At 69.9% G+C, this 25,469-nt stretch carries 23 protein-coding genes and 1 pseudogene; 7 read left to right on the top strand and 17 right to left on the bottom strand.

Annotation, left to right across the window (positions count from 1 at the left end; all coding sequences use genetic code 11):
- Nucleotide 1: 1 nt before the first annotated feature.
- Together fmdA and ACRC20_RS12695 are read right to left on the bottom strand one after the other, a co-directional pair.
- The gene (gene fmdA, locus ACRC20_RS12700; protein ID WP_438686746.1) at nucleotides 2-1,249 is read right to left on the bottom strand and encodes a formamidase; all 1,248 of its coding nucleotides are present in this window, start codon (nucleotides 1,247-1,249) and stop codon (nucleotides 2-4) included.
- 27 nt (nucleotides 1,250-1,276) lie between these two features.
- Nucleotides 1,277-1,558 carry an FmdB family zinc ribbon protein gene (locus ACRC20_RS12695; protein WP_438686745.1) on the bottom strand — a complete coding sequence of 94 codons (282 nt, stop codon included), beginning with the start codon at nucleotides 1,556-1,558 and terminating at the stop codon, nucleotides 1,277-1,279.
- Between the two features lie 191 nt (nucleotides 1,559-1,749).
- On the opposite strand from ACRC20_RS12695, the gene ACRC20_RS12690 reads away from it, so the two are divergent.
- Nucleotides 1,750-2,739, top strand: coding sequence for an aldo/keto reductase (locus tag ACRC20_RS12690; RefSeq protein WP_438686744.1), 990 nt, complete (start codon nucleotides 1,750-1,752; stop codon nucleotides 2,737-2,739).
- Between the two features lie 28 nt (nucleotides 2,740-2,767).
- The gene (locus tag ACRC20_RS12685) at nucleotides 2,768-3,766 is read left to right on the top strand and encodes an aldo/keto reductase (protein ID WP_438686743.1); all 999 of its coding nucleotides are present in this window, start codon (nucleotides 2,768-2,770) and stop codon (nucleotides 3,764-3,766) included.
- Nucleotides 3,767-3,779: 13 nt separating this feature from the next.
- Here the strand turns inward: ACRC20_RS12685 and ACRC20_RS12680 are convergent, their stop codons facing one another.
- Nucleotides 3,780-4,127 (bottom strand): hypothetical protein, encoded by a 348-nt coding sequence (locus ACRC20_RS12680; RefSeq protein WP_438686742.1) that lies wholly within the window; start codon nucleotides 4,125-4,127, stop codon nucleotides 3,780-3,782.
- Nucleotides 4,128-4,290: 163 nt separating this feature from the next.
- On the opposite strand from ACRC20_RS12680, the gene ACRC20_RS12675 reads away from it, so the two are divergent.
- Nucleotides 4,291-4,839, top strand: a complete 549-nt coding sequence (locus tag ACRC20_RS12675) for a carboxymuconolactone decarboxylase family protein (protein WP_438686741.1) — start codon at nucleotides 4,291-4,293, stop codon at nucleotides 4,837-4,839.
- Here ACRC20_RS12675 and ACRC20_RS12670 read toward each other — a convergent pair.
- Genes ACRC20_RS12670 through ACRC20_RS12660 form a run of 3 tightly spaced genes read right to left on the bottom strand, consistent with a single transcriptional unit; the run spans nucleotide 4,836 to nucleotide 7,433 of the window.
- Nucleotides 4,836-6,242 (bottom strand): hypothetical protein, encoded by a 1,407-nt coding sequence (locus ACRC20_RS12670; protein ID WP_438686740.1) that lies wholly within the window; start codon nucleotides 6,240-6,242, stop codon nucleotides 4,836-4,838. The genes ACRC20_RS12675 and ACRC20_RS12670 overlap by 4 nt on opposite strands.
- Before the next feature lie 2 nt (nucleotides 6,243-6,244).
- Nucleotides 6,245-7,102 carry a hypothetical protein gene (locus ACRC20_RS12665; protein WP_438686739.1) on the bottom strand — a complete coding sequence of 286 codons (858 nt, stop codon included), beginning with the start codon at nucleotides 7,100-7,102 and terminating at the stop codon, nucleotides 6,245-6,247.
- 4 nt (nucleotides 7,103-7,106) lie between these two features.
- The gene (locus ACRC20_RS12660) at nucleotides 7,107-7,433 is read right to left on the bottom strand and encodes a hypothetical protein (RefSeq protein ID WP_438686738.1); all 327 of its coding nucleotides are present in this window, start codon (nucleotides 7,431-7,433) and stop codon (nucleotides 7,107-7,109) included.
- 237 nt (nucleotides 7,434-7,670) lie between these two features.
- Here ACRC20_RS12660 and ACRC20_RS12655 point away from each other — a divergent pair, with 237 nt between their 5' ends.
- Together ACRC20_RS12655 and ACRC20_RS12650 are read left to right on the top strand one after the other, a co-directional pair.
- The gene (locus tag ACRC20_RS12655; RefSeq protein ID WP_438686737.1) at nucleotides 7,671-9,056 is read left to right on the top strand and encodes a sigma 54-interacting transcriptional regulator; all 1,386 of its coding nucleotides are present in this window, start codon (nucleotides 7,671-7,673) and stop codon (nucleotides 9,054-9,056) included.
- A gap of 25 nt (nucleotides 9,057-9,081) precedes the next feature.
- Nucleotides 9,082-11,055, top strand: coding sequence for a vWA domain-containing protein (locus tag ACRC20_RS12650; RefSeq protein ID WP_438686736.1), 1,974 nt, complete (start codon nucleotides 9,082-9,084; stop codon nucleotides 11,053-11,055).
- Nucleotides 11,056-11,064: 9 nt separating this feature from the next.
- On the opposite strand, the gene ACRC20_RS12645 is transcribed toward ACRC20_RS12650, so the two are convergent.
- The 3 genes from ACRC20_RS12645 to ACRC20_RS12635 form a co-directional block, all read right to left on the bottom strand.
- Nucleotides 11,065-11,589 carry a peptidylprolyl isomerase gene (locus ACRC20_RS12645; RefSeq protein ID WP_438686735.1) on the bottom strand — a complete coding sequence of 175 codons (525 nt, stop codon included), beginning with the start codon at nucleotides 11,587-11,589 and terminating at the stop codon, nucleotides 11,065-11,067.
- 212 nt (nucleotides 11,590-11,801) lie between these two features.
- Complete coding sequence (locus tag ACRC20_RS12640; protein ID WP_438686734.1) at nucleotides 11,802-12,647, bottom strand: aldo/keto reductase; 846 nt, start codon at nucleotides 12,645-12,647, stop codon at nucleotides 11,802-11,804.
- A 77-nt stretch (nucleotides 12,648-12,724) separates the two neighbouring features.
- Nucleotides 12,725-13,585: an aldo/keto reductase gene (locus ACRC20_RS12635; RefSeq protein WP_438686733.1), complete on the bottom strand. Its 861-nt coding sequence runs from the start codon at nucleotides 13,583-13,585 to the stop codon at nucleotides 12,725-12,727.
- Between the two features lie 74 nt (nucleotides 13,586-13,659).
- On the opposite strand from ACRC20_RS12635, the gene ACRC20_RS12630 reads away from it, so the two are divergent.
- Nucleotides 13,660-16,983, top strand: coding sequence for an arabinosyltransferase domain-containing protein (locus tag ACRC20_RS12630; protein WP_438686732.1), 3,324 nt, complete (start codon nucleotides 13,660-13,662; stop codon nucleotides 16,981-16,983).
- On the opposite strand, the gene ACRC20_RS12625 is transcribed toward ACRC20_RS12630, so the two are convergent.
- The 7 genes from ACRC20_RS12625 to ACRC20_RS12595 all read right to left on the bottom strand — a co-directional run bounded on the left by ACRC20_RS12625 (nucleotide 16,980) and on the right by ACRC20_RS12595 (nucleotide 24,369).
- Nucleotides 16,980-17,603 (bottom strand): hypothetical protein, encoded by a 624-nt coding sequence (locus tag ACRC20_RS12625; protein ID WP_438686731.1) that lies wholly within the window; start codon nucleotides 17,601-17,603, stop codon nucleotides 16,980-16,982. The two genes, ACRC20_RS12630 and ACRC20_RS12625, sit on opposite strands and share 4 nt — an antisense overlap.
- 31 nt (nucleotides 17,604-17,634) lie before the next feature.
- Nucleotides 17,635-20,034, bottom strand: coding sequence for a [protein-PII] uridylyltransferase (locus tag ACRC20_RS12620; RefSeq protein WP_438686730.1), 2,400 nt, complete (start codon nucleotides 20,032-20,034; stop codon nucleotides 17,635-17,637).
- A gap of 174 nt (nucleotides 20,035-20,208) precedes the next feature.
- Nucleotides 20,209-20,547, bottom strand: a complete 339-nt coding sequence (locus tag ACRC20_RS12615; protein WP_438686729.1) for a P-II family nitrogen regulator — start codon at nucleotides 20,545-20,547, stop codon at nucleotides 20,209-20,211.
- Nucleotide 20,548: 1 nt separating this feature from the next.
- Nucleotides 20,549-21,898: an ammonium transporter gene (locus ACRC20_RS12610; RefSeq protein WP_438686728.1), complete on the bottom strand. Its 1,350-nt coding sequence runs from the start codon at nucleotides 21,896-21,898 to the stop codon at nucleotides 20,549-20,551.
- A gap of 154 nt (nucleotides 21,899-22,052) precedes the next feature.
- Nucleotides 22,053-23,423 (bottom strand): signal recognition particle-docking protein FtsY, encoded by a 1,371-nt coding sequence (gene ftsY / locus ACRC20_RS12605; protein ID WP_438686727.1) that lies wholly within the window; start codon nucleotides 23,421-23,423, stop codon nucleotides 22,053-22,055.
- A gap of 47 nt (nucleotides 23,424-23,470) precedes the next feature.
- Nucleotides 23,471-23,902, bottom strand: coding sequence for a photosystem I reaction center subunit III protein (locus tag ACRC20_RS12600; protein ID WP_438686726.1), 432 nt, complete (start codon nucleotides 23,900-23,902; stop codon nucleotides 23,471-23,473).
- A gap of 2 nt (nucleotides 23,903-23,904) precedes the next feature.
- Nucleotides 23,905-24,369 carry a hypothetical protein gene (locus ACRC20_RS12595; protein ID WP_438686725.1) on the bottom strand — a complete coding sequence of 155 codons (465 nt, stop codon included), beginning with the start codon at nucleotides 24,367-24,369 and terminating at the stop codon, nucleotides 23,905-23,907.
- A gap of 72 nt (nucleotides 24,370-24,441) precedes the next feature.
- Between ACRC20_RS12595 and ACRC20_RS12590 the strand changes: the two genes are divergently transcribed.
- Entirely contained in the window at nucleotides 24,442-25,152 is a 711-nt protein-coding gene (locus ACRC20_RS12590; RefSeq protein WP_438686724.1) for a YoaK family protein, read from the top strand.
- A 78-nt stretch (nucleotides 25,153-25,230) separates the two neighbouring features.
- On the opposite strand, the pseudogene ACRC20_RS12585 reads toward ACRC20_RS12590, so the two are convergent.
- Nucleotides 25,231-25,469 (bottom strand): annotated as a pseudogene (locus ACRC20_RS12585) (tat pathway signal sequence); the annotation flags it as partial.

Here is a 25,469-nt window from a genome sequence, read left to right as displayed (position 1 = left end):
GCTACGCCTTCGGCACGCCCATCCCCGGATCGATCTTGACCGGACCGTCCGAGGACGGGACCACCGGGAAGTCGAAAATCGCTGTCGGGATGTACACGGTCGCGCAGGCGTTGGGGATGTCCACCACGCCCGACAGCCGCCCCTCGATGGGGGCCGCGCCCAGGATCATGTACGCCTGCTCCGGGGAGTAGCCGAATTTCGTCAGGTAGTCGATGGCGTGCAGGCAGGCCCGCTGGTAGGCGAGGTGCGAGTCCAGATACCGCTGCTCCCCGCCCAACGTCACCGACGTCCCGGAGAAGGCGAGCCACTGGGAATAGTGCGGATCGGTGTTCCCCGGCACGAAGACCGCGTTCTCCGACACCCCGTAGACCGCCATGCCGTCCTTGATCACTTCGACCCGCAGGTCGATGAAACCGCCCATCTCGATGGCCCCGCAGAATGTGATCTCCCCGTCTCCCTGCGAGAAGTGCAGGTCCCCGACCGAGAGGTTCGCCCCGTCCACGAACACCGGGTAGAACACTCGCGTGCCTTTGGTGAGGTTCTTGATGTCCTGGTTGCCGCCGTTCTCCCTCGGCGGCGCGGTGCGGGCCGCCTCTGCGGCGGCCCGGTCGAAATCCGCGCCGGAGAGCGAGCCGAGGATGGCGCTGTCCGGCTGCGGCGGCAGCGCGAGCGGGGGCACGCGCTCGGGGTCGGTGGCGATGAGCGCGGCTTCGCGGGCGTTCCATTTCGCCAAAAGGCCTGCCGACGGCGCCGTGCCCATGAGCCCCGGGTGGACGATCCCGGTGAAGCTCACGCGCGGGATATGCCGGGACGTCGCCGTCTGGCCGGAGAAGTCCCAGACCGCCTTGTACGCGTCGGGGAACTGCTCGGTGAGGAAGCCGCCGCCGTTGTCGGTCGGGAAGATCCCCGTGTAGCCCCAGCCCTGCCCCGCGAGCGGCCCCTTGTCCTCCTGCGGGATCGGACCGATGTCGAGGATGTCCACGAGCAAGAGGTCGCCTGGTTTCGCCCCCTCCACGCCGATCGGGCCGGAGAGCACATGCACCCCGTTCAGCGGCGCGTGCTTGATGTCCTCTGCCGAGTCGTCGTTGTGGATCGCCCCGTCGAACCACTCTCGGCAGTGCACGCGGAACGAGTCGCCTGGTTTGACCCACACGGCTGCGGGGATGTCGGGATGCCAGCGGTTATGCCCGATGATCGCCTGGTCGGTGAAGGGCTTGGTGGAATCCAGTGGGAACACGACGTCGGGCATGGGCGGCCTTTCTCGGAGTCTTCTTGCTCAGGGTCTTGGCAGTCTCGCGGTTCTCGGGTCGGCCGCCGGGCGGCGGACAGACCGGGCGGGAGGAGGCCCGGACACCACGGCTGGGGCATGCGCGCTCTCCCCCGCCCGATCCGCGAGCCGCATGCCGAGGGAGCTCCCTCGCCCGAGCCCGATCGGCGCGAACACTTTCGGGGCTCGGGCCGAGCAGTCCGGGCAGGCCCGAGCCGTGCTGTCGCCCGCGAGCGGCAACGACTCCTCGAACTCTCCGCATGAGGAGCAACGGAACCGGTACACGGGCATGGCACGATCATGGCCGCCCAAGATCGCATAGCCATTGCCGCATGGTTTCGGGCGCATGAAGACCGGGCCAATGTTGTGACGTGACTCACTTCGGCCCGTCCTTGACCTGGAGGGCGCTCCAGGCCGTAGAAAGGAAGCCGGTCCCAGAATTGTGGGGGGACCATGAGCCGACACCAGGAAGAGGCCAGCACATGGAATACGTCCGACTTGGAGCTTCGGGCCTGACAGTCTCGCGCCTCGCGCTCGGCTGCATGACCTACGGAGAGGTCCGCGAGGGCACGCCGCAGCAATGGGCGCTCTCCGAAGAAGACAGCCTGCCTTTCTTCAAGCAGGCATTGGACCTCGGGATCAACTTCTTCGACACCGCGAACTTCTACTCGCTCGGCTCCAGCGAGGAGATCGTCGGGCGGGCGCTCGGGAAACTCGCCCGGCGCGAGGACGTGGTGGTCGCGACCAAGGTCTATTTCCCGATGCGCCAAGGGCCGCTCTCCGGCGGCTTGTCGCGCCGGGAGATCCTGAGCGAGGTTGACGCCAGCCTGCGCAGGCTGGGAGTCGACCACATCGACTTGTACATCGTCCACCGCTGGGACCCGAACACCCCGATCGAGGAGACGCTCGAAGCGCTGCACGACGTGGTCCGCGCCGGAAAGGCCCGCTACCTCGGAGCCTCCTCGATGCGCGCGTGGCAGTTCGCGAAAGCCCAACACACCGCCCAGCTCAACGGCTGGACCAAATTCGTCAGCATGCAGAACCACTACAACCTGATCGCCCGCGAGGAAGAACGCGAAATGATCCCGTACTGCCTGGACGGGGGCGTCGGAGTCACGCCGTGGAGCCCGCTCGCGCGGGGCGCGCTCGCCCGCGGCTGGAACAGCGGGCACGACTCGAAGCGCGAGGCGTTGGACAAGGTCAAGGCCTGGCTCTACCAGGCGACCGAGGAGGCCGACCGGAACGTGGTCGAAGCGGTCGGGCGCATCGCCGCCGAGCGCGGCGTGCCGAGGGCGCAGATCGCCATGGCCTGGCTGCTCGGCCGCCCCGGAGTCACCGCGCCCATCGTCGGGGCCTCCAAACCGCACCATCTCGCCGACGCGGCGGCGGCGCTGGACATCGCGCTGACCGCCGAGGAGCGCGAGCAGCTCGAAGCCCCCTACGTGCCGCACGAGCCCGCCGAGCTGCTCTGAGCGCCCACACCGGACAAAGGAGACAACCATGAGAACAGCACGCCTCGGAGCCCTCCGAGCCTCCCGGATCGGCTTCGGGGCCATGTCCCTGACGCCGTACGCCTACGCGGGGAGCGGGGCCGACGACGCGGAGTCGGTCCGGACCGTCCACCGCGCGTTGGACCTCGGCGTCGCCTTCCTCGACACCGCCGAGGTGTACGGGCCGTTCACGAGCGAGGAGCTGGTCGGCAGGGCCATCGCAGGCAGGCGGGACGAGGTGGTCCTCGCGACGAAGTTCGGGCTCGTCTCCCACCTCGGGAAGGCCGACACCTCCGGGGTGGACCGGGTGACGGACTCAAGCCCCGAGAACATCCGCATCGCCGTCGAAGGGTCGCTGCGCCGTCTCGGCGTGGACCACATCGACCTGTGCTACCAGCACCGGGTCGACCCCGGCACCCCGATCGAGGAGACCGTCGGAGCCCTGGCCGAGCTGGTCGTCGAGGGCAAAGTGCGCCATATCGGCCTGTCCGAGGCCAACGCCGCGACAATCCGCCGCGCCCACGCCGTCCACCCCGTCGCCGCCCTGCAGATCGAGTTCTCCCTCTTCGTCCGCGAACCGGCGGCGGCGGTCCTGCCGACCCTGCGCGAGCTCGGGATCGGGCTCGTCCCCTACTCCCCGCTCGGGCGAGGGGCGCTCACCGGGACGATCCGCTCCGCCGACGAGCTCGCCGCGACAGATTTCCGCGTCGCCGGAGTCCCCTACTTCGCCAAGGAGAACTTCGAGCGGAACCTGGCGATCGTGGACGCGGTGGCCGAGGTTGCGGACGAGGCCGGGGCCACCCCGGCACAGGTCGCGCTGGCATGGCTGATCGCCCAGGGCGACGACATCGCGCCCATCCCCGGCACGCAGAAAGCCAAACGCGTCGAAGAGAACGCGGCGGCGGACGCCCTCGTGCTCAGCCCGGAGCAGTTGGCGCGGCTCGAAGCCCTTCCGCAGGCGGCCGGAGACCGGTACGGGCCGGGCTGGGGCGACCTCGTCGAGAGCTGAGACGGGCTGCGGGCTACTCGCCGAGCTCGTCCTCGCCGCCCTTGGAGTACCGGGTCGGGTACTCCCGCGCCGTCCACTCGGTCTCCGCCTGCGTCCCGCCGTGCCCGATCTCGACCAGCACGCCAGGGGTGCGCAGCGCGGAGAGCGAGTCAGCGGACATGTTCTCCATCGCGCGGCGCAGCAGCACCAGCGGGCTCATCCCGAGAATGTCGGAGAGTTGTTCCAGCTCGCTGAGCGTGAGCGCGCGGCGCACATGCTTGCCCAGCCGCTGATCGACGTAGTTCCGCGAGCCGAGGACCCCGAACAAGCCCGAGACCGGTTTTCCGAGCCTGCGGAACTCGGCCCGAATCTGATTCGCCACAGCTCGCGCCAGCGGACTCGGTGGAGGCTCAGCTGTTGGGCTCATGGTTAAACCATACATCAACGTGGGGGAACAACATATGGTGTATGCACTGCGTTCTCCCAGCTTCGGGCGTGTAAGCTCGCCTTGTTCCTGACATTGTTATAAGGACGAGGAGACAGCCTTGGCCACGCCATCCCAGCCACGTATCGCACCCGGCGGATTCTGGAAAATCGGCCCGCTCGCCTGGGTCATCGACCAGGGAGGGCGGCGGCGGTTGAAGATCTCCCAATTCCGCGTCATCTCGACCCTCGGCCGCAATATCCGCCTCTTCCCCTTCTTCATCGGCTACACCGGCTACTTCCAAGGGCTTTCGAGCATCAAGCTCCGGAACGTGGAGCTCGTGATCTTGCGGGTGGCCAATCTGCGCGGGTCGGCCTACGAGCTCAACCATCACATCCGGATGAGCGCCCGCGCGGGCATCACCGACGAAGAGCGCGCGCGAGTCGCCCAGGGCCCTTCGGCCCCCGGCTGGTCGCCGAAAGAGAAAGCCTTGCTCACCGCGGTGGACGGCTTTGTGAAGGACAAGGCGATCGGCGACACCGACTGGGCCGAACTGAGCAAACACTTCACCGAGGCGCAAACTCTGGAGATCCTGCTGCTCACCGGAGCATACGACTCGCTCGCCACCACAATCGACATCGTCGGCATCAAGACCGAGTACACGGACTAAGGGGTGCTGTCGGGCTCTTCGGCCTTCGACACGTCGGGGCCGGCCGGGCCGAGCACCTGGGGGCTGGCCGCCTGCGAGCCCACGCTCTCGCGGAAGGCCTGCGCCGCCCCCGTGCTCTTCCAGTCGACATGCCTGCTCACGACGGGCCTGCCGCCCGCCGCTCCCTTGTTCGGCTGCGCGACAACGGCCGATCCGGGGATCGACGCGCTCTGATCGGTTCCGCGCTCCGCGCCCTGCGACCCGGCGGGCCGTTCGGCGGCTTCCGGGACGAAAAGCGGCTGCGAGCCCGCCGCAATGGTCGGGGCCGCCGCCGGGAGCGGCTTCTGCGCAGCGGCTTCCAAGGAGCCAGACACGGTCGGGGCCAACGGCGTCTCGGCGTGGACCGAGCCGACGGCAGGCTCCGCATCCTGTCCATGCCCCTTCTTGCCGCCCCGACGTTCCTGCTCGGCGTTCGAGGAGGGCCTTGCCCCCGAGCCCCCCGGCCCGTACGCCGCGCCCCCGAACGCGCCTGCCGCCACGCCCGCCGCCCCGTCCGGGCCGTGCGCGGGCCCTCCCGAGAAATCCGCAGCCTCCAGCCCGCCAGCGGCGCCCGCCGCGAAGCCAAAGAGAGAGCCGGGCGACGAGAAACCGCCCGTGGCCGCCGTCGCGTCGCCGTGCGCGGCGCTCTCCCCTGCCTCCTGCGCCAGCGGGCGGCTCGTCCGGGCGACGGCGTCGACGACTCCGGCCAAACCGCCGAAGCCGGGCGCGCGGCCCTGCTGTTTGCGGTCCTCCTGGCCGTGGTCGCCGCCTTCCTGGCCCCGGCCCGCGCCGCCCTGCTCCTGGGCCGCGCCCAGTCCGTCCACGGCCCCGCCCGCGCCTGCGACCGCACCGGCCTGGCTGCCGCCCTTGCCGGTCGGGCGGTCGGCGGCGAGCCGCTCCGCCGCATGCCCGGCGATCTTCGCCCGCAGGTCTTGGACGACCAGGTCGACTGCGCCGCTGCCCTGCTGGAGCAGTTGCTCCCGCCCTGGCGCCGGATCTGCGCGCAACGCCCTGCACAACGCCTCATGCGCTTGGATCTGCAACTCCGTGACGCGCACGATGCGGTCGATCGACTCCTTCGCCGAGGCGGTGTCGCTGCTCACCGCGTTGCGGACCGCAGCGCTGCGGTCCTTGGCCTCCGCTTCGTGCTCGATCGCCTTGGCATGGGCTTCCAAGGCGTGGCGGTGCGCGTCGAACGCCTCGCCCTCGGCGCTCTGCCCGAACTCGCGCGCGTGGCCGCGCAGCTCCGCCGCCGAGGCGCGGTCGTCTTGGGCCGCGCGAAGATCCGCGCCCGCGTCGGCTCCCCATGCCGTCTCGTCGATCGACGGCCACCGGAAGCCGACGACGCGGTCGGCGACGTGGCCGTGCGGTTGGGGGAACGCCATCGCTACCTGTCTCCTCTGTGCGAGTTCTCCCCCTGCGGATTTCTGCCCCGCAGCGCCTCGGTCAGCGATTCGATCTTGGGCGCTTCCTGCCAGAAGTCCATCTCGACCGACGAGAGGAAAAACTCCCGCTCGTCAGCCGCCGCAGGCCCCTCGTCGGCCCAGCTCGCCGTCGGCGGCGCGAAGACGCCCGCCGACGGCCCGGCTTCTGCCAGCCCGGCGCTGTCGAACTGCGGCGCGTCCGCCAAAAAACTCCGAACCTGCTCCCTCTGCCAGGACCGCATCGCGAGGCCCGCGTGCCGCAAGAGCCACCCGAACCGCGTGCCGAGCTCAAGGCGATCCGCCACGACGACCCGGGTCGCCACGAGGTCCGCGCCGACCGTGACCACCACAGCGTCCTCGTTCGTCTTGTCGCCGCGCGCGAAACGCGCCGTCGTCGTCTCGCCGTCGTGCGCGAAGCCCTCGTCGTCGACGAGCCACACGCCGCCGGGGCTCTGCGCCAGCGCTGGCACGACAGCCCCCGCCGCGCGCTTCGCCGCCTTGTTGGCCGTCGCCCTCGCCGCCCAGACCACCTGGGGCCAGAGCGCGGGGTCGGAGTCCTGGAGGCCGCCCTGCGCCAATGCCGATCCGAGCACCGCGCCGTCCGCCGGGGCGTCCTCCGTCTCGCCGCGCACCGGGACGCCGCCCGCGTCGACCGTCACCGAAAGGCCGTGGGCTCGGGCCGTGCCTCGGGCGCGAACGGCCCGTTTCGCCAATCCGGCCAACTGCTCGCCGAGCTCGTCGCACCAGAGATGGAACTCGACATTCCACGGCGGACGGCCGTCCTCCCACCCCGGCGGGCGGCAATCAGACTTGGCTGCCACGGCGCTACGCGGGCTCCGGCCGGGCTTTCTCGATGTCTGCCGCGCCCGCCTCGTCCTGGCCGACGGTGGCATGGACGCTCTGGCCCGCCGCCGAGGCCTGGTCCTGCAATCGCGACGACACGACCTCGGAGCGCTGCGCGGCGGCCTCGTTCAACGAGGCGAAAAGACGCGCGGCTTCCGCGCCTGCCGGGTCCGCGCCGCAGCCGTGCCCGGCCATCCCCGCGCCAAGGCGCTGTCCTCGCGCGCGCACATCCGCCGCGACGCCGCGCGCGCGGTCGATCACCGCGAGAGCCGCGTCCGGGTCCACTCGGAGCTTGTCGCCATCGGCCACGCCCAGTCTCCTCTCCAACTGCTCCAGTCGATCTCGCGACCAGGAGCTTCGGAATCTGCCAACGAAAAAATTTGCAATTCTGCTGCGACCACAGAACAGTTTAGGCCTCAGGGCCGCAAGATCAAGACCTGGAATCTGTCAGACACGTCGTGTCCTCCGCCGGGCGCGCGGCCTTTTGCGCTTCTGGCGTAGCGGGGCCCGCTGCGCCGCAGCCGTCCTGCGACTACCCTAGTCAGGGTGACAGTTGAGGAGCATGCGAAGCCCGCGACCCTTGGGGAGCTCCGAGCCTCCGGGCATCGGGAGCGGTCGGTCAAGCAGGAGATCGCCGAGAACCTTTTGACGGCCCTCGCCGAGGGGCAGAGCCCCTGGCACGGGCTCTTCGGCCTCGAAGACACCGTCCTGCCCCAGCTGGAGCGCGCGCTGATCGCGCACCACGACTTCGTCCTCCTCGGCGAACGCGGGCAGGGCAAGACCCGCCTGCTCCGCTCCCTCGCGAACCTGCTCGACGAGTGGACTCCGGTCATCGCGGGCTCCGAGCTGGGCGAGCACCCCTACCGGCCGATCACGCCCGCCGCCATCCGCCGAGCCAAGGAGCTCGGCGACGAGCTGCCGGTGGCATGGCGGCACCGCTCCGAGCGGTACACCGAGAAGCTCGCGACCCCGGACACCTCGGTCGGCGACCTCATCGGCGACATCGACCCGGTGAGGATCGCCGAAGGGCGCAGCCTCGGCGACCCCGACACCATCGCCTACGGCCTCATCCCCAGGGCGCACCGGGGGATCGTGGCGATCAACGAGCTCCCCGACCTGGCCGAGCGCATCCAAGTCGCCATGCTCAACGTCATGGAGGAGCGCGACATCCAGGTGCGGGGCCATACGCTGCGCCTGCCCTTGGACGTGCTCATGGTCGCCTCGGCGAACCCCGAGGACTACACGAACCGGGGCCGGATCATCACCCCGCTCAAAGACCGGTTCGGCGCGGAGATCCGCACCCACTACCCGTCCGAGCTGGAAGCCGAGGTCGCGGTGATCGAGCAGGAGGCGAGCCTGGCCGCGAGCGTGCCCAGGTATCTCGCCGAGGTCGTCGCGCGGTTCACCCAGCTGTTGCGCGAGTCCAGCTCTGTCGACCAGCGCTCCGGGGTCTCCGCGCGGTTCTCCATCGCGGCCGCCGAGACCGTGGCGGCCTCCGCGCTCCGCCGGGCGACCCTGACGGGCGAGGCCGAGGCGGTGGCCCGGGTCGTCGACCTCGGCGTCGTCGTCGACGTGCTGCGCGGCAAGGTCGAGTTCGAGTCCGGCGAGGAGGGCCGCGAGCAGGAGGTCCTCGGGCACCTGCTGCGGCGGGCGACCGCCGATGTCGCGCGGCGCGCCCTCGGCGGCGTCGACGTCGGGCCGCTCTTGACCGCCGTGGAGAACGGGCAGACGGTGACCACCGGCGAGCTGGTCCCCGCGAAAGCCGTCCTCGCCTCGGTCGAGGACCTCTCCGTCGTGGACGTGATCGCCCGCCAGCTCGGGGCCTCGAACACCGGCGAGCGGGCCAGCGCCGTCGAGCTCGCCCTCGAAGCGCTCTACCTCGCGCGCAGGCTCGACAAAGTCTCCGACTCGAAGACCTCGGTCTACGGCTGAGCACGATGAGCGACGCAAGGCTGTCATGAGCAATTCGAGATATGGCCGGTACACCGGAGGGCCCGACCCGCTCGCCCCGCCGGTGGATCTGCGCGAGGCTTTGGCAGAGGTCGGCGAGCAAGTCATGGCGGGCTCCTCGCCGCGCCGCGCGCTCTCCGAGCTCATGCGAAGGGGGCTGCGCGGCCGCAAGGGGCTCGACGACCTCGCGGCCCAGGCGAACCGCCGCCGTCGCGAGATCCTCGCCGAGAACAACCTCGGTGGCACGCTCAAGGCGGTCAAAGACCTCCTGGACGAGGCCGTCCTCGAAGAGCGCAAAGAGCTCGCGCGGGCGCTCGACGACGAGGCCCGTTTCCAGGAGATGGAGCTCATGGCGCTCGACGGCTCCCCCGCCAAGGCCGCCGCGCAGCTGAAGAACTACCGCTGGCGCAGCCAGAAAGCGCAGGAGGCCTATCAGAAGATCGGCCAGCTGCTCGGCCAAGAGATGCTCGACCAATACTTCGACGGCATGAAAGAGCAGCTGCAGAACGCCGACGACCCCGCCGTCCGCGACCACGTGCGGCGCATGCTCGCCGACCTCAACGCGCTGCTCGACAAACACGGGCGGGGCCAGGACGTCGCCGACGAGTTCGCGGCGTTCATGGCGGAGCACGGCGCGCTGTTCCCGGAGAGCCCGCAGAACGTCGAGGAGCTCATCGACCTCATGGCCAAACGCGCGGCCGCCGCCCGCCGTTTCCGCAACAGCCTCTCGCCGGAGCAGCGGGCCGAGCTCGACGCGCTGGCCCGGCAGGCCTTCGGCACGCCAGAGCTCGACGACGCGCTCTCCCAGCTCGGCAGCCATCTCGAAAACGCCCGCCCCGGCGAGGACTGGCACGGCAGCGAGCAGTTCGACGGCGAAGCCCCGTTCGGGCTCGGCGAAGGCGCGCGGGCCATGGCCGACATCGCAGAGCTCGAGCAGCTCGCCAACGCGCTGTCCCAGGGCTACGAGGGCGCCAGGGTGGACGACATCGACCCGGACGCGCTCGCGCGCCAGCTCGGCGACGAGGCCGCGGCGGACCTTCGCGCGTTGTCCGAGCTGGAACAGGAGCTGCTCGACCAGGGATTCTTGGACCGCAGCCCGGACGGGCAGTGGCGGCTCTCCCCCAAGGCGATGCGCCAGCTCGGCCAGGCGGCGTTCCGCGACGTGATCGGCGAGCTCGGCGCGAGCCAGGGCGCCAGGGAAACCCGCAGAGCCGGAGCGGCCGGAGAGCCCACCGGCCAGTCCCGGCCCTGGGAGTTCGGCGACCTCGAGCCGTGGGACATCCCGAAGACCGTCACGAACGCCGTCTTACGGACCGTGGGGGAAGCCAACGCCGGAGATCGCCGTCTGGGCGGCAGGGTCCGGCTGCATGTGGACGATGTGGAGGTGCAGGAGACAGAGGCCCGGCAGCAAGCCGCCGTGGCCCTGTTGGTCGACACGTCGTTCTCGATGGTGGTCGAGGACCGGTGGCTGCCGATGAAACGCACCGCGTTGGCCCTGAACCACCTGGTGTCGACGCGTTTTCGCTCCGACGCGCTGCAGATCGTCGGTTTCGGCCGCAGCGCGCAAGTGCTCACCGCCGCCGAGCTCACCGCGCTCGACGGCGTCTACCAGCAGGGCACGAACCTGCACCACGCGCTGCTGCTCGCGCTCAAACACCTGCGCAGACACCCGAACGCGCAGCCCGTGGTGCTCATCGTGACCGACGGCGAGCCGACCGCGCACCTCGACGAGTCCGACGGCGAGTCCGTCTTCCACTACCCCACGAGCCGCGAGACGCTCCGTCTGACCCTGGCCGCGTTCGACCAGGTCGCGAAGACAGGGGCGCAGAGCACCATCGTCCGGCTTGGCGACGACCCCGGACTCGCCCACTTCCTGGACCAGGTGGCCCGCCGTGTCGGCGGACGGGTCGTCGCGACCGACACGGACGGGCTGGGCGCCGCTGTCGTCAGCGACTACCTCCGGGCGAAGCGCAAACGCTGAGCGCGGCGCTCACTCCGAGATGGACACCCGCTCGATGAAGACCGGCTCGACCGGGCGGTCGCCGCGGTCCGTCTCCGTGGTGGCGATGGCGTCGACGACCTTCTTGGACTCCTCGTCGACCACCTCGCCGAAGATGGTGTGCCGCCGGTTGAGGTGCGGGGTCGCGCCGACGGTGATGAAGAACTGGGAGCCGTTCGTGCCGGGGCCCGCGTTCGCCATGGCCAACAGGTACGGCTTGTCGAACTTGAGGTCCGTGTGGAACTCGTCCTCGAAGCGGTAGCCGGGGCCGCCACGGCCAGTGCCGGTCGGGTCGCCGCCCTGGATCATGAAGCCGTCGATCACGCGGTGGAAGACCGAGCCGTCGTAGAAGGGGCCTTCGGTCTCGCCGGACGCGTTCTCGGTGGTGTACTCCGCCTCGCCGGTGGCCAGACCGACGAAGTTCGCCACCGTCTTCGGGGCGTGGTTGCCGAAGAGCTCGACTTTGATGTCGCCACGGTTGGTGTGCAGGGTCGCGATCTGGGTTGCAATGCTCATACGTGCCATCCAATCATGCCGAAAAGCGGAGCGGCCCGGCAGGGGGTTGTCCCTGCCGGGCCGCGCGGCTTCCTGTCGGCTTCAGCTGGATGAGATGCAAGGCAGCAGGCGACGACTGGGGGCGCCTCCCGCTCGCGGGGGAGTACGGAAACAGCGAGGAACGAGCCCGGTACGCGAGGAGCCGATAACGCAGCAGGTCGCCAGCCGAACCGTCAGGAGGGCCAGCCGTCGTAGTCGAAGACATCAGGCTCGGGGCCGAGCTTCGGCTCTTCGGGCAGGCCGCTGATCTGCGCCACCTGCTCCGGGGCGAGCTCGAAGTCGAAGACGTCGAAGTTCGCCGCGATGCGCTCGGGGGTCTGCGACTTCGGGATGACGATGTTGCCGAGCTGGATGTGCCAGCGCAGGACCACCTGGACCGGGGACTTGCCGACGGACTCCGCGATCTGCTTGATCGCGGGGTCGAGCTCCTCGCCGACCCGGATCTTGCCCAGCGGGCTCCACGCCTCGGTCGCGACGCCGAGATCCTTGTGGACCTCGCGCAGCGCGGCCTGGACGTAATGCGGGTGCAGCTCCACCTGGTTGAGGACCGGGACCTCGCCAGTCGCCTCGACGACCTGGCGCAGCTGCGGCTCCTGGAAGTTCGAGACGCCGATGGAGCGGACCTTGCCGTCCGCCTTGGCCTGCTGGAACGCCTTGAAGGTGTCGACGAACAACCCCTTCTTCGCCAGCGGCCAGTGGATCAGGTACAGGTCGACGTAGTCGAGGCCGAGGCGCTCCAGGCTCGCGTCCAGCGCCTTGAGGGTGCTGTCGTAGCCCTGGTCCGCGTTCCACAGCTTCGTCGTGACGTACAGCTCTTCGCGCGGCACGCCGGATTTCTCGATCGCCCGGCCGACGCCGCGCTCGTTGAGGTAGACCGCGGCGGTGTCGATGTGCCGGTAGCCGACTTCCAGGGCCTTGGCCACGGCGGGCTCGGCCACGTCGTCGGGGACCTGCCACACGCCGAAGCCGAGCTGAGGAATAGTTTTGCCGTCGTTGAGGGCGATAGTCGGAACACTCATAGGGAAGAACCTCACAAAACTCGTTGATGGATGAGGGAGGACGCGCGCGATGGAGCCGCGCTGGGTCTGACCGGTCGTTACTGGCTGTTCGGGTCTCCGTACGGCCAGCGGTCATTGAGCTGAAGCTCGTCCGGGTCCGCGTTGAGGCGCGGCTGCTCCGGCAAGTTCGTGATCTCGTCGACCTGCGCGGGAGTGAGCTCGAAGCCGAAGACGTCGAAGTTCGACGCGATGCGCTCCGGGGTCTGCGACTTCGGGATCACGATGTTGCCGACCTGGATATGCCAACGGATGATCGCCTGCGCGGGCGTCACCCCCGCCTCGGCGGCGATCTTCTCGATCGCGGGCTCGGACAGGCTCTTGCCGACGCCGAGCGGCGAGTACGCCTCGGTGGCGATCCCAAGCTCTCGATGGAGCTCGCGCAACGGAGTCTGCGCGAAGTGCGGATGCAGCTCGATCTGGTTGACGCTCGGGGTCTCGCCAACGGCTTCGACGAGCTGGCGCAGATGCGGCTCGTGGAAGTTCGACACGCCGATGGAGCGGATCTTGCCGTCCGCTTTGGCCTGCTGGAACGCCTTGAAGGCGTCCACGAACTTGCCGTGCGCCGCAGTCGGCCAGTGGATCAGGTACAGGTCCACATAGTCGAGGCCGAGGCGCTCCAGGCTCGCGTCCAGCGCCTTGAGGGCGCTGTCGTAGCCCTGGTCCACGTTCCACAGCTTGGTGGTCACGTACAACTCCTCGCGCGGCACGCCCGACTTCGCGACCGCCCGGCCCACACCGCGCTCGTTGTTGTACACCGCCGCGGTGTCGATATGCCGGTAGCCGACTTCCAGGGCCTTGGCCACGGCGGGCTCGGCCACATCGTCGGGGACCTGCCACACGCCGAAACCGAGCTGCGGGATAGTCGTGCCGTCATTGAGATTGATAACTGGGACGCTCACTCGACCAGCCTAACGAAATTTCCAAAAGCGCGGCGCGTTGGGCGCGAAGGGATTCCAACGTACGATCAATCACCGTGTCAACGTCGTCCCCGTCCTTGTTCGACCAGCACGGGTCGTTCGACCAGCAGAAGCGGCCTGCTGCCGCCCTCGTCGTCGCCCTGCTCGCAGGCGTCCTGGCGGTGCTCGGAGCCATTGCCTTGCCGTTTTTGCCGGTCAAGGAGCGCACCGCCGTTCTGAGCTGGCCCGGCCAATCAGCTGGCAACACAGTGGTCGGCAATACGAACGCGCCGTTGCTCTCGTACTTCCCCGAGTCGCTCGACCTGCGCGTTCCCTGCCGCATCGTGGCCGAAGCCGCCGCGCGGCCCGTCGACTCGACGCTTTTCTCGACCATCCCGACAAGCTCGTCGCTCGCGACCACGCGAGGCCTCGTCGTCCAGGTCGCAGGCCCGGAGGGCGCGCGCAGCCTCCGCGTCGTCGTGCGCGGCGAGACGCTGCTCGCGGCCCCTGCCGCGAAATTCGCCGACCCCGGCTGCCAGGCGCTCGTCGTGCGCGCCAACCGGAGCGAGACCGTCGTCGAGGCGCAAGGGGCGCCCGGCGCGGCCCTCGTGCGCCGAGGGACGAACCTGCGTCCGCAGATCGACGGGTTCTACACGGACCTCTCCGGCATGCGCGGCGACGAGGCGCTCGCCGGGCTGTCCGCGAACGCGGTCGTCGACACCCGCTTCCTCACCGCGCCGACCGCGCTCAAGCTCGGCGTGCTCGTGGCGACCGTCGTCCTGCTGCTGGTCTCGCTCGTGGCGCTCGCGCTCATCGACCGGCGCGGGCCGAAATCGAGGCGAGTCCCCTGGCGGCGGCTGTTCGCCGTTCGCCCGGTGGACGCGGTGGTCGCGGCCGCCCTCGCGATCTGGCACGTCATCGGCGCGAACACGCCGGACGACAACTATCTCGCCACGATGGCCCGGGCAGCCGGGGGCGACGGCTATATCGCCAACTACTACCGGTACTTCGGGGCCCCCGACGACCCGGTCGGCTGGTTCTACCAGGTCATCCGGCTGATGACGGAGACCGGAGCCGCCAGCCCGTGGCTGCGCCTTCCTGCGTTGTTCGTGAACTTCGGCACTTGGATCGTCCTTTCCCGGTTCGTCCTGCCAAGGCTCTTGCGCAACTCTTCGAAACCGGCAGCGCTCATCGGCGGCTGGTCCGCCGCGCTCGTGTTCCTCTGCTTCGTCTTCGCGTACGACAACGGCCTCCGCCCCGAACCGTGGATCGCGTTCGGCGTCCTCGGCGTCTGGGCATTGGTCGAGCACGCCGTCACCGCCCGCAGGCTGCTGCCGCTCGGCTTCGCGGGGATTCTCGCCTCGTTGACGCTGACCTGCGGCCCGACCGGCGCCATGGTGTACTTCACGGGCATCCTCGCCGCGCGGCCGCTGCTGCGCCTCGCCAAAGGGAAAGCGGCTCGGCTCGGCTCCGGCGAGAGCCGGGCCCGGACGATTCTCGCCTGGGGCGCGATTCTCGCCCCGATCGTCGCCGCGTTCTGCGCGGTGAGCCTGATCGGGTTCTGGCGCATCTCCTACGGGGCGTTCCGCGCGGCGACGACGGCGAAGATCGTCGTCGGCCCGTACCTGCACTGGTACGAGGAGATCGCCCGCTACCAAGGTCTCATGGGCTTCTCGCCGGACGGCGCGTTCTCCCGCCGCTTCCCGATGCTGCTCACGCTGCTCCTGCTCTTGGTCGTCGCCGGGACCCTCTGGCGCGCGGCGATCACCGCCCGGCTCGGACGGCACTCGCGCCTCGATCTGCGGATCGCGCCGACCCGCAGGCTCGTCGGCCTCACATTCGTCGGGCTGCTCTGCCTCATGCTCACCCCGACGAAGCCGACGCACCACTTCGGCGCGTTCGCCGGGCTCGGAGCCGCCGCCGTCGCAACAGGCGTCGGGGCGGTCCTCGCCATCTCCACCGCCCGCACCCGAGCCCTGTTCGCGGCCGCGCTGCTCTTCCTGATCGGCCTGACCTACACGGCGCCGAACGACTGGTGGTACCCGGCCGGATACGGCGCCCCGTTCCGGACGACGGCGATCCGCTTCGGAGTCAGCCTCGGCACGGTCTTCTACTACCTCGGCGGCCTCGCCCTCGCGGTGGCATTCTTCTTGCACCTGTTCGGCAACGGCGGGCGGCTGGAGCGAATCCTGCTCGAGCGGCGGCTGGTCGCGTCCGGCATCTTGCTCGGCGCGGTGCTCACCGTCGTCGTCGAGCTCGGCGCGACATCCGTCCAGGCGCTGACCGTGCACTACAGCTCGGCGGCCCGCAACATCTCCGCCGTCACCGGCGGGGACAAATGCGGACTCGCGGACACTGTGCTTGTGGACACGGATCCGCAGAAGTCGATCCTCACGCCAGCCTCGGACGCGGGGAGCGCCTCGGACGTGCTCCTCGGCGCCGGGGCGCGGGGCTTTGCGATCACCACTCCCCAGGACCAGGGCACCGCGACCCTCTTGGCCCAGGCGAACCTGCCCGACGTCGGGCCGACGGTGGACCCGATGCACCCGGTCCCGCCCGCCGATCCCGCCGACCTCGTCGGCTTCGGCCTCGATCCGAAGGCGACTCCGCTCGTGATCAGCGCGACCGGGCAAAGCTTCGGCCCTGTGACTACAGGCGCTGGGCCCGCGAACCCCGCCCCGCCGTTCGCCGAGCTGACCAGCGGCTGGTACCGCCTCCCCGAGGACACGGCCCTCGTGACCCTTGCGGCAGTCGGGTACTTCCCGACGAGCGCGGTTCGGCTTGAGTTCTCCCCCGCGAACGAGCGGGACCCCCGAGGACCTGTCATCCCGATGGTCGCGGCCAATCCCGCGCCCGGCTGGCGGGACCTTCGCCTCGGCGACATTCCGAAGAACGCGAAGGCGGTGCGGGTCACGGTGCGCCTCGACCTCCCCGGCCCGAGCCAATGGATCGCCCTCACCCCGCCGCGCGCGCCGAAGCCCGTCACGCTGCAGCAGGCCATCGGCCGCACCGACCCGGTGTTCGCCGACTGGGAGGACGGGCTCGGCTTCCCCTGCATGCGCCCGTTCGGCTACCGCAACGGGATCGTCGAGCTGCCGAAATACCGGATCTCGCCGGACCGGGTGACCGACGCCGCGTTCCACCCGTGGATGGACGCGTACGGCGGCGGGCCGCTCGGCGTCGTCGAGTCCATGACGCACGCCGTCACGCTGCCCACCTACCTGCGCGGCGCGCTCGCCGTGGACTGGGGCAAGGCGCAACGCCTCGTCCCCCGCGCGCAGGGCGGGCCGCCCGATGTCACAACCCGGACCGTGACCCGCTCCGGACTCGCCAACCCCGGCCCGCTCGGCTCCGGCGTCGCGGGCTCGTCCTGGGAAGTGGACCCCTCAAAGCTGCATTAGCGCGAGCCGTTGAGCAGTCCGTTGCCGTTCGTGCGGTTGCCGTTCAGCGGCAGCCTCGGGTTGACGAGGGCGTGCCCGTCGTCGCGCAGCTGCGCGATCGGCGAGACAGCCTCCTCCACGGCAGGCGCGCGCGATCCGGCCTGCTCTCGCGGCTCCAGCTCGTGCGGCAACGGCTTGCGGAGGAACTTCGGCACCCGCGCCGCGACCCTGCCGAGCGGCGTCGCCGCCGCGTTGATGTGCTCGGCGACCTGGCGCAGCTCCAAAATGGTGTGCTCCAGCTGGTCGATGTCGATCGCCTCCCTGATCGCCCGCTTGAGGCCGTCTTGGGTGGCGAACTGGTCGAGCGTGCTGCCGGGGGAGAAAAGCCGGTCCACAATGCCGCCGGGGAGGAGCGCCTGGCCGAGGGGCCGGTCCGCGCCGATGATTCCGGCCAAGGCCTCCACCGACTCGACGACCTTGCCGACGCGCGCGTCGCGCCCGCCCCCTGCCCCAGGATCGGGGTCGAGCATGTCGATGACCGCTTTGGCGAGGTCGAGGCCTGCTTGCGCCGCCTCGACGCCGATGCGGGCCCCTCGGTGCGCCACCCGCAAACCCGTCTTGAAGAGTGCGTCGATAATCATAGCTACAGTGTAATCCACGCCACAATACGTGCTACGCCGTGTTCAGCACCGCTCCGAGGTCCGCGTCGAGCCGCTCGCGGAGCTCGTCGTCCAGCTGCGCGGCGGGGAGCACGAACACGTCGACCACCGACAGGCCCAACGTCTCCACCCTGGCCTCGAGGACGCTCACCCCAGCTGCCGCGAACACCGCCGTGAGATTCGCGATCAGCCCCAGCCGGTCGGCTCCGCGCACCTCCACAAGCACGCGCTCCGGGGTCGAGCCCGCGAGCCACAGAATCCTCGGCTCCGCAGTCTTCAGCGCGGCGGGGACCGCCACCGGCAAGACCGTGTGCTTCTGCGTCTGCTGCACGTCGCGGGACTTGACCGCCAACGCCGCCATGACGTCCCAGCCCCCGTCGAGGGCGCGCAACAAGTCCTGCCGGATGATCTGCGCCGACGGCGGCGAGCCGAACCGGGTGGCCGCCGCGAACGCCCCAACCGCGAAGCGGCCCGTCTGCACGAGCTCGGCCTGCAAACACCGCAGCCCGTGCAGCGCGAGCACCGCCGTTGTCTTGGCGAGCAGCCCCACCCGGTCCGGCCCCGCCAGCAGGAGCTCTCCCGTGCCCCGCCCGTCGATCTCGCTCGCCCACTCGACCTGGACCTGGCCCGACGGCCCTTCGGCCGCCTGAGCCTTCGCGAGCAGGCCGCCCGCCCGTTCCACCAGGCTCTTGGCCGAAGCCTCGCCGCCGTCCTGGCCCAGATGGGCTCCCGCCAAGACCTCTCGGCAGGTCGCCACCAGCTCCCGGATCAGCCGGGCTTTCCAATCCCCCCACACCCCTGGGCCGGTCGCGAGCGAATCCGCCTCCGAGAGCGCCGCGAGCAGCTCCAACAGCACCGGGCTCTCGCCGATCTCCCCCAACACGGCGCCTGCCGTCCTCGGGTCCTGGACGTCTCGCCGGATCGCCACGGTCGGCAGGATCAAATGGTGGCGCACCATGGCCGCGAGTATCTCCACATCCTCGGCGGGCAGGCCGAGGCGCTGGCCGACGCCCCTCGCCAAGCGCTCGCCGAGGACGCTGTGGTCCTCCTCCCTGCCCTTGCCCAGGTCGTGCAGGAGCGCGCCGAGCAGCAACAAGTCCGGGCGGGCGACCCTGGTCGTGAGCTCCCCCGCGCGGGCCGCCGTCTCGACAAGGTGCCGGTCCACCGTCCACACGTGGATCGCGTCCCTCGGAGGGAGGTCGCGCACCGCGGCCCACTCCGGAAGGATCTGCTCCCACAGGCCGGTCTGGTCCAGAGCCTCGACAACCCGCTCGGTCTGCTCCCCCGCCCCGAGCACGGTCAGCAGGTTGTGGCGCATCTCCCTCGTCCACACCAGCTCCGTGTCGACCGCCCCGACGAACCGGTTCAGCGCCGCCTGGCTGATCGGCAGGCCCGAAGTCGCGGCAGCCGCCGCGACCCGGAGCAAGAGCGCGAGGTCCGGCCGGGCCTCTTTGGCGAGCACCACCTCGCTGCCGTGCGCCACCACGCCCTCGCCGAGCGGGCGGCGGCGCGAATCGTCTGCCGAAGGAGCCGCCGCGGCTTGCGCCACGCGCAGCCCGACCTGCACGCAGTACTCGACCGTCCGGCCGACCCCGCTGAGCGCCCTGGCGATCTCGAACCGGTCGGCGTAGCCGAGCGTGGCGGCGACCTCGTCCGCGTCCTGCGCGAGGAGCTGGTCGCGGCCTCGTCCGGTGACGCGGCGCAGTTGGGTGCGGATGTCGAGGAGGCAGGCGTACGCGTGGGCGAACCCTCCCCCTGGCGAGTCGTCGGAGAGCGCGGGAACCCCGTCGGTGAGCTGCGCGAGGGCCAGCGCGTCGAGCAGCTGCGCGTCCCTGGTGCCGCCACGGCCGGATTTGAGGTCCGGCTCCGCGCGGTGCGCCACAGCCCCGAACCGCTCCCAGCGGTCGTGCGCGCTGGACAGCAGCTCCGGCAAGCGCTCCCGGGCCCGGCGGCGCCAGCTGCGCAGCACCAGCCCCGCAGTCTGGTTGTAGACTTCTTCGTCCCCGGCGATCAGCTTGCGGCGCAGCAAGCCCAGCGCCGCCCGCAAGTCCGCGTCGGCCACCTCGGCGGCTTCCGCGACAGTGCGCACCGAATGGTCGAGGCCGATGTTCGCGTCCCAGATCGGGTACCACAGCCCTTCGGCCACCGCCCGCACCTGGTCCGGGGAGCGGCCTTCGTGCAGCAGCACCAGGTCGAGGTCGGAGTACGGCAGGAACTCGCCTCGGCCGAGCGCCCCGACCGCGACCAGTGTGAATCCCGAGCCCGGCACGACGCCGAGGCTCGTCGCCAGATCGGCCAGCCGCCCCTCCAACAGGCTCTGCAACTCGTCGCGGAGCCGCGCCGGGGGGAGGTCGGAGGCGATCAGTGCGCGGGTGCTGTCACGCAGGTCCACCGCGCTCGCTGGCGTGCTCATAACCGATCAGTGTAGGCGGAGCCGGACTGCGACCTTGCTGTTGGAACAGGCAGCCCATGCCTGAGCGGGAATCATGCGTGGATGAGATGCCAGGCGCGGCGGCCTGTGGTGTCTTGGGGAGCGGAGGCATACACGAAGGCCGCCGCAACGCCGCAGATCGCCGCGCAGGCCCCGCTAAAGCGCGTCGGTGCCGCGCTCGCCGGTGCGCACCCGCACGACCGAGTCCACGGTCGTGATCCACACTTTGCCGTCGCCGATCTTGCCGGTGCGGGCGGCGTCGACGATCACCTGCGCGACCTGGTCTGCGGCCGCGTCGTCCACGATCACCTCGACCCGGACTTTCGGCACGAAGTCGACGGAGTACTCCGCGCCGCGATAAACCTCGGTGTGCCCCTTCTGCCGTCCGTAGCCTTGCACTTCGCTCACGGTCATGCCGACGACTCCGGACTGCTCGAGCGCAGTCTTCACGTCTTCGAGCGTGAAGGGCTTGACGATAGCGGTCACCAATTTCATCTCATTCACTCCTTAATCCGGCCTCAGCGAACGCCCGGCGCTCTGCTGAGCCTGAGCCTACGGCACTGAAATCGTACGCGGACTCCGCGTGCTGGCTCTCATCCAGGCCCCGAGCTTCGGCCTCGGGCTCGGCGCGCAGGCCGATCGTGTACTTGATCGCCAAGGCGATGATCGCGGTGACCACTGCCGAGTACAGGAGGACGGCGCCCGCGCCGACCGCTTGGCGCCAGAGCTGGTCGAAGCCGCCCCCGTAGAAGAGGCCCTTGACCCCTGCGGGCGCTTCCGGCGCGGCGAGCAGGCCCACCAGCAGGGTGCCGGTGATGCCGCCGACCATGTGCACGCCGACCACGTCGAGCGCGTCGTCGTAGCCGAGCTTGTACTTCAGGCCGATCGCCACCGCGCAGATCGCGCCGCCTGCCGCGCCGATGGCGAGCGCGCCGAGCACGTTCACCGAGGAGCACGACGGGGTGATCGCGACCAGGCCCGCGACGACGCCGGACGCCGCGCCGAGCGACGTGGCATGTCCGTCGCGCAGCTTCTCGACCAGCAGCCAGGAGAGCATCGCGGCGGCCGTTGCGACCGTCGTGGTGACGAACACCGTGCTCGCGGTCGCCCCTGCGGTGAGCGCGGAGCCCGCGTTGAAGCCGTACCAGCCGAACCAGAGCAGGCCCGCGCCGAGCATCACGAACGGCAGGTTGTGCGGACGCATCGCAGTGCCCGGCCAGCCTTTCCGCTTGCCGAGGACGACCGCGAGGACCAGGCCCGCCACACCGGAGTTGATGTGGACGGCGGTGCCGCCCGCGAAGTCGATGGCTTTGAGCTGGTTCGCGATCCAACCGCCGTGGTGGACGATGTCGCCCTTGGCGTCCTTCCCGTCGAAGTCGAAGACCCAGTGGGCGACCGGGAAGTACACCAGGGTGGCCCACAGCGCGGAGAAGAGCAGCCACGGGCCGAAACGGAGCCGGTCCGCGACCGCGCCCGCGATGAGCGCGACGGTGATGATGGCGAACATGAGCTGGAAGGCCACGAACGCCATCTGCGGCGTCGAGCCGGACATCGGGATCGCCGTGCCGTCGCCGTCTTTCCCGATCAAGCCCTTCAGGCCGATGTACTGGGTGATCTTGCCGATGAAATGCCCGGTGTCGTCGCCGAAGGACTCGGAGAAGCCGTACACCGACCAGAGGATGGTGACCACGCCGAGCGCGCTCATCGTCATCATGAGCATGTTCAGCACGTTTTTGGAACGGACCATGCCGCCGTAGAAGAAGGCCACGCCGGGGGTCATGAGCATGACCAGAGCGGCACTGACAAGCAGCCACGCAGTGTCTCCTGCGCTAAAATTCGGGGGCACTACGCATTACCTCCATCGGGGTCGGGGCTCGGCGGGGCGAGCTCAGGCCGGCGCCGGTCTTCCGAGCGCCGATCTTCTGAGCAGAGTGCAGAACCGATGTTGCGCGGAGGCCATGATCGCGTTACGACGGCGTTAACGAGATCCCCCGCCCTGCTCAGCCCAGGAGCGCGTCGACGAAGGCTTGGGGCTCGAACGGCGCGAGATCGTCTTTCCCCTCGCCGAGGCCGACCAGTTTGACCGGCACGCCGAGCTCCTTCTGCACCGCGAAGACGATGCCGCCTTTCGCCGTTCCGTCGAGCTTCGTGAGCGCCACGCCGGTCACGTCCACCACCTCGGAGAAGACCTTCGCCTGGTTGAGCCCGTTCTGGCCGATCGTGGCGTCGAGGACGAGGATGACCTCGTCCACCCCGGCCTTGCGCTCGACGACCCGCTTGATCTTGCCCAGCTCGTCCATCAGGCCGGTCTTGGTGTGCAGCCTGCCCGCAGTGTCGACGAGGACCACGTCCGCCCCGATCTCGACTCCCCTGCTCACCGCCTCGAAAGCGACCGAGGCCGGGTCCGCGCCCTCGGCGCCCGCGACCACTTCGGCCCCGACCCGCTGGCCCCATGTCTTCAGCTGTTCCACGGCGGCGGCGCGGAAGGTGTCCGCCGCTCCGAGCAGGACCCGCCGTCCGTCCGCGACGAGCACCCGGGCGAGCTTGCCGGTTGTGGTGGTCTTCCCCGTCCCGTTCACGCCGACCACGAGCACCACCGACGGGCGCTCGGCGTGCGGCAACGCGCGGATCGAGCGGTCGAGCTCCGGCTTGAGCTCCTCGACCAGCACTTCCTTCAGGACGGCTCGGGCCTGCGCCTCGGAACGGACGTCGGCCCGGGCGAGCGCGGCGCGGAGCTTGCCGATGACCTCTTCTGTCGTGCTGGCGCCGAGGTCGGCCGTGAGCAGCGTCGCCTCGACGTCCTCCCAGGACTCCTCGTCGAGGTCGCCGCCGCCAAGCAGCCCCACAAGCGTCCGCCCGACGCTGGTCTGCGACCGCGCGAGCCTGTCGCGCAAATTGGCCCAGCGCTGCGCCGACGGCACGATCTCCTCGACCTGGGGCTCCCCGAGGCCAGGCTCTGGCTGGGCCTGCGGCTCAACCGCCGCCCCGGGTTCGGGCTCAGCCTCGGGCTCAGCCTCGGGCTCGCGCTCCGGCTCTGCCGCAGGCTCGGGTTCTGGCAGGCCGACGTCGCGCACCGTCGGCCTCGGCGCGTCCACCGGGGTTGCGGCGTCGTCCCCCACCCCAGGCAGGCCTGTCGGGGTCCAGGCCGCGACCTCCGGCTCGGGCGGCGGCTCCAGCGTCGTCGCGCCAGCGCCGCCCGCGCTGAAGCTGAAACCGCCTTTGGCCTGGTACGTCCCGGCCTCGGGTTTCTCCGGCGACTGCGGGGCGAGGCTGATCCTCCGCTTGCGCGAGACCAGCAGCGCGCCGCCCGCCGCCGCCAACACCACGAGGACCGCGACAACGGCGACGACGATCCAGATCTCTGTGCTCACTTCACTCCCGTGTATCTGTTCCAGGGACGTTATCTGTTCCAGGGACGTTATCTGTTCCTGGGACGCTCTTTGACTTTTTGTCCCGCGCAGCCGACCATCCCCTGCGCGGACGCGGCGTCGATCTGCTGGAATCCGACCGAGATCCGGCAGCTGAACTGCGCCGTCGGGTCGATGTTCGCGGGATCGGACATCACCATGACCATGGCGTAGTCCGCGCCGAGGCTCAGCGTCACGTCCTTCCGCCACGGCGAGCGCACCGTCTCGTTCGTGGCGCTCTCATGCGTCCGGTTGAGGTCGTCCGCGTTGGTCACCGCGACGTACATGACTTTGAAGGCCTTGCCGCTGTTCGACGTGACCTCGTAGGTCACCGTCGCCGGGTCCGCAGCCGCCTGGCCGGGGACCAGGAGCCCCACAGCCGCCGCAACGAGGGTCGCGGCCAGGCCCCGCGTGCGGGGGCTCGCCGAGCAACGGGCGCGCATGGCTAGGAGCCCTCCGTCTTCAGCTGGTCCCGCAGCTTGAGCCCGGCGCATCCGACGACGATGCCGCCTTTGTCCTTCTTCTCGTCGACGGTGCTCCCGCCGGACGTGATCTTGCAGGAGTACTTCGTCGCCGTGTCGAAATTCGTGGGGTCCGGGGTCACGACGACCAGCGCGTAGTCGGTCCCCTTGCTCAAGACGGCCTCCTGCTTCCACGACGAGGTCGCCGTGGCGGTCGCCATCGTCTTCTTGATATCCGCGATGTTGTCCGTGTCGGTCTTCGCGACGTAGGCGACTTTGAACGGTTTGCCGGTCGTCGAGACGACCTCGTAGACCACCTTCGTCCCGCCCTCCGGCCCGTCGTTCCCGCACGCGGCGACACCACCAGCCGCGAAAGCGGCGACAGCGACGGCACAGAACGTTTTTCGTGGGACGAATATCTTTTTTCGCAAGAACTGTCCGGGCAGCATGGGCTCTGTTCCTTTCGCGGGGCGCCATTCGGCGTCCGCAGCCACTCTACCGCCTCAAGCTAAGCTCACAGCATGCGCTCTCCGCTCGACGAACGGACCACAGTGGCGACATTGCTGGTGCTGACGTTCACGGCGGGGCTGATCGACGCGGTCTGCTTTTTGCGGCTCGGCCATGTCTTCGTCGCGAACATGACCGGCAACGTCGTGTTCCTCGGCGTGAACGCCGCCAACACCGCAGGGCGGATCCTGCTCGGCAGCTCCGTCTCGCTCGCCGCCTATATGCTCGGCGCCCTGGCGGGCGGCAGGCTGTGGCGCTTCCTGCGCCACCGGCCGCGCGCCTGGCACACAGCAGTGTGGGGATCGCACGGGTTCCTCCTGCTCGCCGCCGCGCTCCTCGCCTGGACTGCCCCGTTCCGCGAGCAGCTCTGGCTGGCCTCGGTGTTCATCGCGCTGCTCGCCGTCGGGTTCGGGATGCAGAACGCGACGGTGCGCATCATGGGCGTGGCCGACTTGACCACGACAGTGCTCACCGCGACGATCACCCAGCTCGCCTCGGAAAGCCGATTCGGCACTGGCGCGAGGCCGAAGCCTTGGCGCAAGATCGCCTCGATCAGCATGATCGTGCTCGGCGCGGGCGTTGGCGCCCTGCTCTTGCGCGTCTTCGCCGTCGGCTCGGCGACCGCGGGCGTCACCGCTGTCGCCGCCGCCCTCGTGACCGGGGTGGCGCTGGTGTACGCATTCGCGCCGACGAGGGCCGAGGAGCCGGAACCGGCGGCGGGCTGAAACGGCCGAGGGCCGAGACGCATTGTCTCGGCCCTCGGTCGTTCCAAGCCGCCGTTCCGAGCGGACTCGGGTCGGCGTTTAGTGGGTCGCGCCCGGGGTGCTCAGCTGGCGCGGCGTGGTCGCCTGGGTCACGAAGGACGTGGTGACCGTGGGCTGCGGCGCGGAGCTCGACGGCTTGGTGGAGCTGTGCGTGGTGGGGCGGTCTTTGCACTCGCCGTTGTCCTTCGCCTCTTTGCGCTCGTCCTTCGCGAGGTCGTCGCAGAACGGGCTGTCGTCCGCAGGCGCGGCCTCGTCGCCGTCCTTCTCGTCAGCGGGCT

This window comes from Segniliparus sp. (assembly GCF_051660745.1).
Classification (GTDB): Bacteria; Actinomycetota; Actinomycetes; order Mycobacteriales; family Mycobacteriaceae; genus Segniliparus.
This window is presented reverse-complemented; position numbering and strand designations above follow the sequence as displayed.

Excerpts from the sequence above, each read along its gene's own strand:
- ACRC20_RS12640 (WP_438686734.1), bottom strand. The coding sequence starts at position 12,647 with ATGAGTGTTCCGACTATCGCCCTCAACGACGGCAAAACTATTCCTCAG.
- ACRC20_RS12690 (WP_438686744.1), top strand. The coding sequence starts at position 1,750 with ATGGAATACGTCCGACTTGGAGCTTCGGGCCTGACAGTCTCGCGCCTC.
- ACRC20_RS12645 (WP_438686735.1), bottom strand. The coding sequence starts at position 11,589 with ATGAGCATTGCAACCCAGATCGCGACCCTGCACACCAACCGTGGCGAC.
- ACRC20_RS12650 (WP_438686736.1), top strand. The coding sequence starts at position 9,082 with ATGAGCAATTCGAGATATGGCCGGTACACCGGAGGGCCCGACCCGCTC.
- fmdA (WP_438686746.1), bottom strand. The coding sequence starts at position 1,249 with ATGCCCGACGTCGTGTTCCCACTGGATTCCACCAAGCCCTTCACCGAC.
- ACRC20_RS12685 (WP_438686743.1), top strand. The coding sequence starts at position 2,768 with ATGAGAACAGCACGCCTCGGAGCCCTCCGAGCCTCCCGGATCGGCTTC.
- ACRC20_RS12590 (WP_438686724.1), top strand. The coding sequence starts at position 24,442 with ATGCGCTCTCCGCTCGACGAACGGACCACAGTGGCGACATTGCTGGTG.
- ACRC20_RS12695 (WP_438686745.1), bottom strand. The coding sequence starts at position 1,558 with ATGCCCGTGTACCGGTTCCGTTGCTCCTCATGCGGAGAGTTCGAGGAG.
- ACRC20_RS12615 (WP_438686729.1), bottom strand. The coding sequence starts at position 20,547 with ATGAAATTGGTGACCGCTATCGTCAAGCCCTTCACGCTCGAAGACGTG.
- ACRC20_RS12670 (WP_438686740.1), bottom strand. The coding sequence starts at position 6,242 with ATGGCGTTCCCCCAACCGCACGGCCACGTCGCCGACCGCGTCGTCGGC.
- ACRC20_RS12595 (WP_438686725.1), bottom strand. The coding sequence starts at position 24,369 with ATGCTGCCCGGACAGTTCTTGCGAAAAAAGATATTCGTCCCACGAAAA.
- ACRC20_RS12625 (WP_438686731.1), bottom strand. The coding sequence starts at position 17,603 with ATGATTATCGACGCACTCTTCAAGACGGGTTTGCGGGTGGCGCACCGA.
- ACRC20_RS12600 (WP_438686726.1), bottom strand. The coding sequence starts at position 23,902 with ATGCGCGCCCGTTGCTCGGCGAGCCCCCGCACGCGGGGCCTGGCCGCG.
- ACRC20_RS12620 (WP_438686730.1), bottom strand. The coding sequence starts at position 20,034 with ATGAGCACGCCAGCGAGCGCGGTGGACCTGCGTGACAGCACCCGCGCA.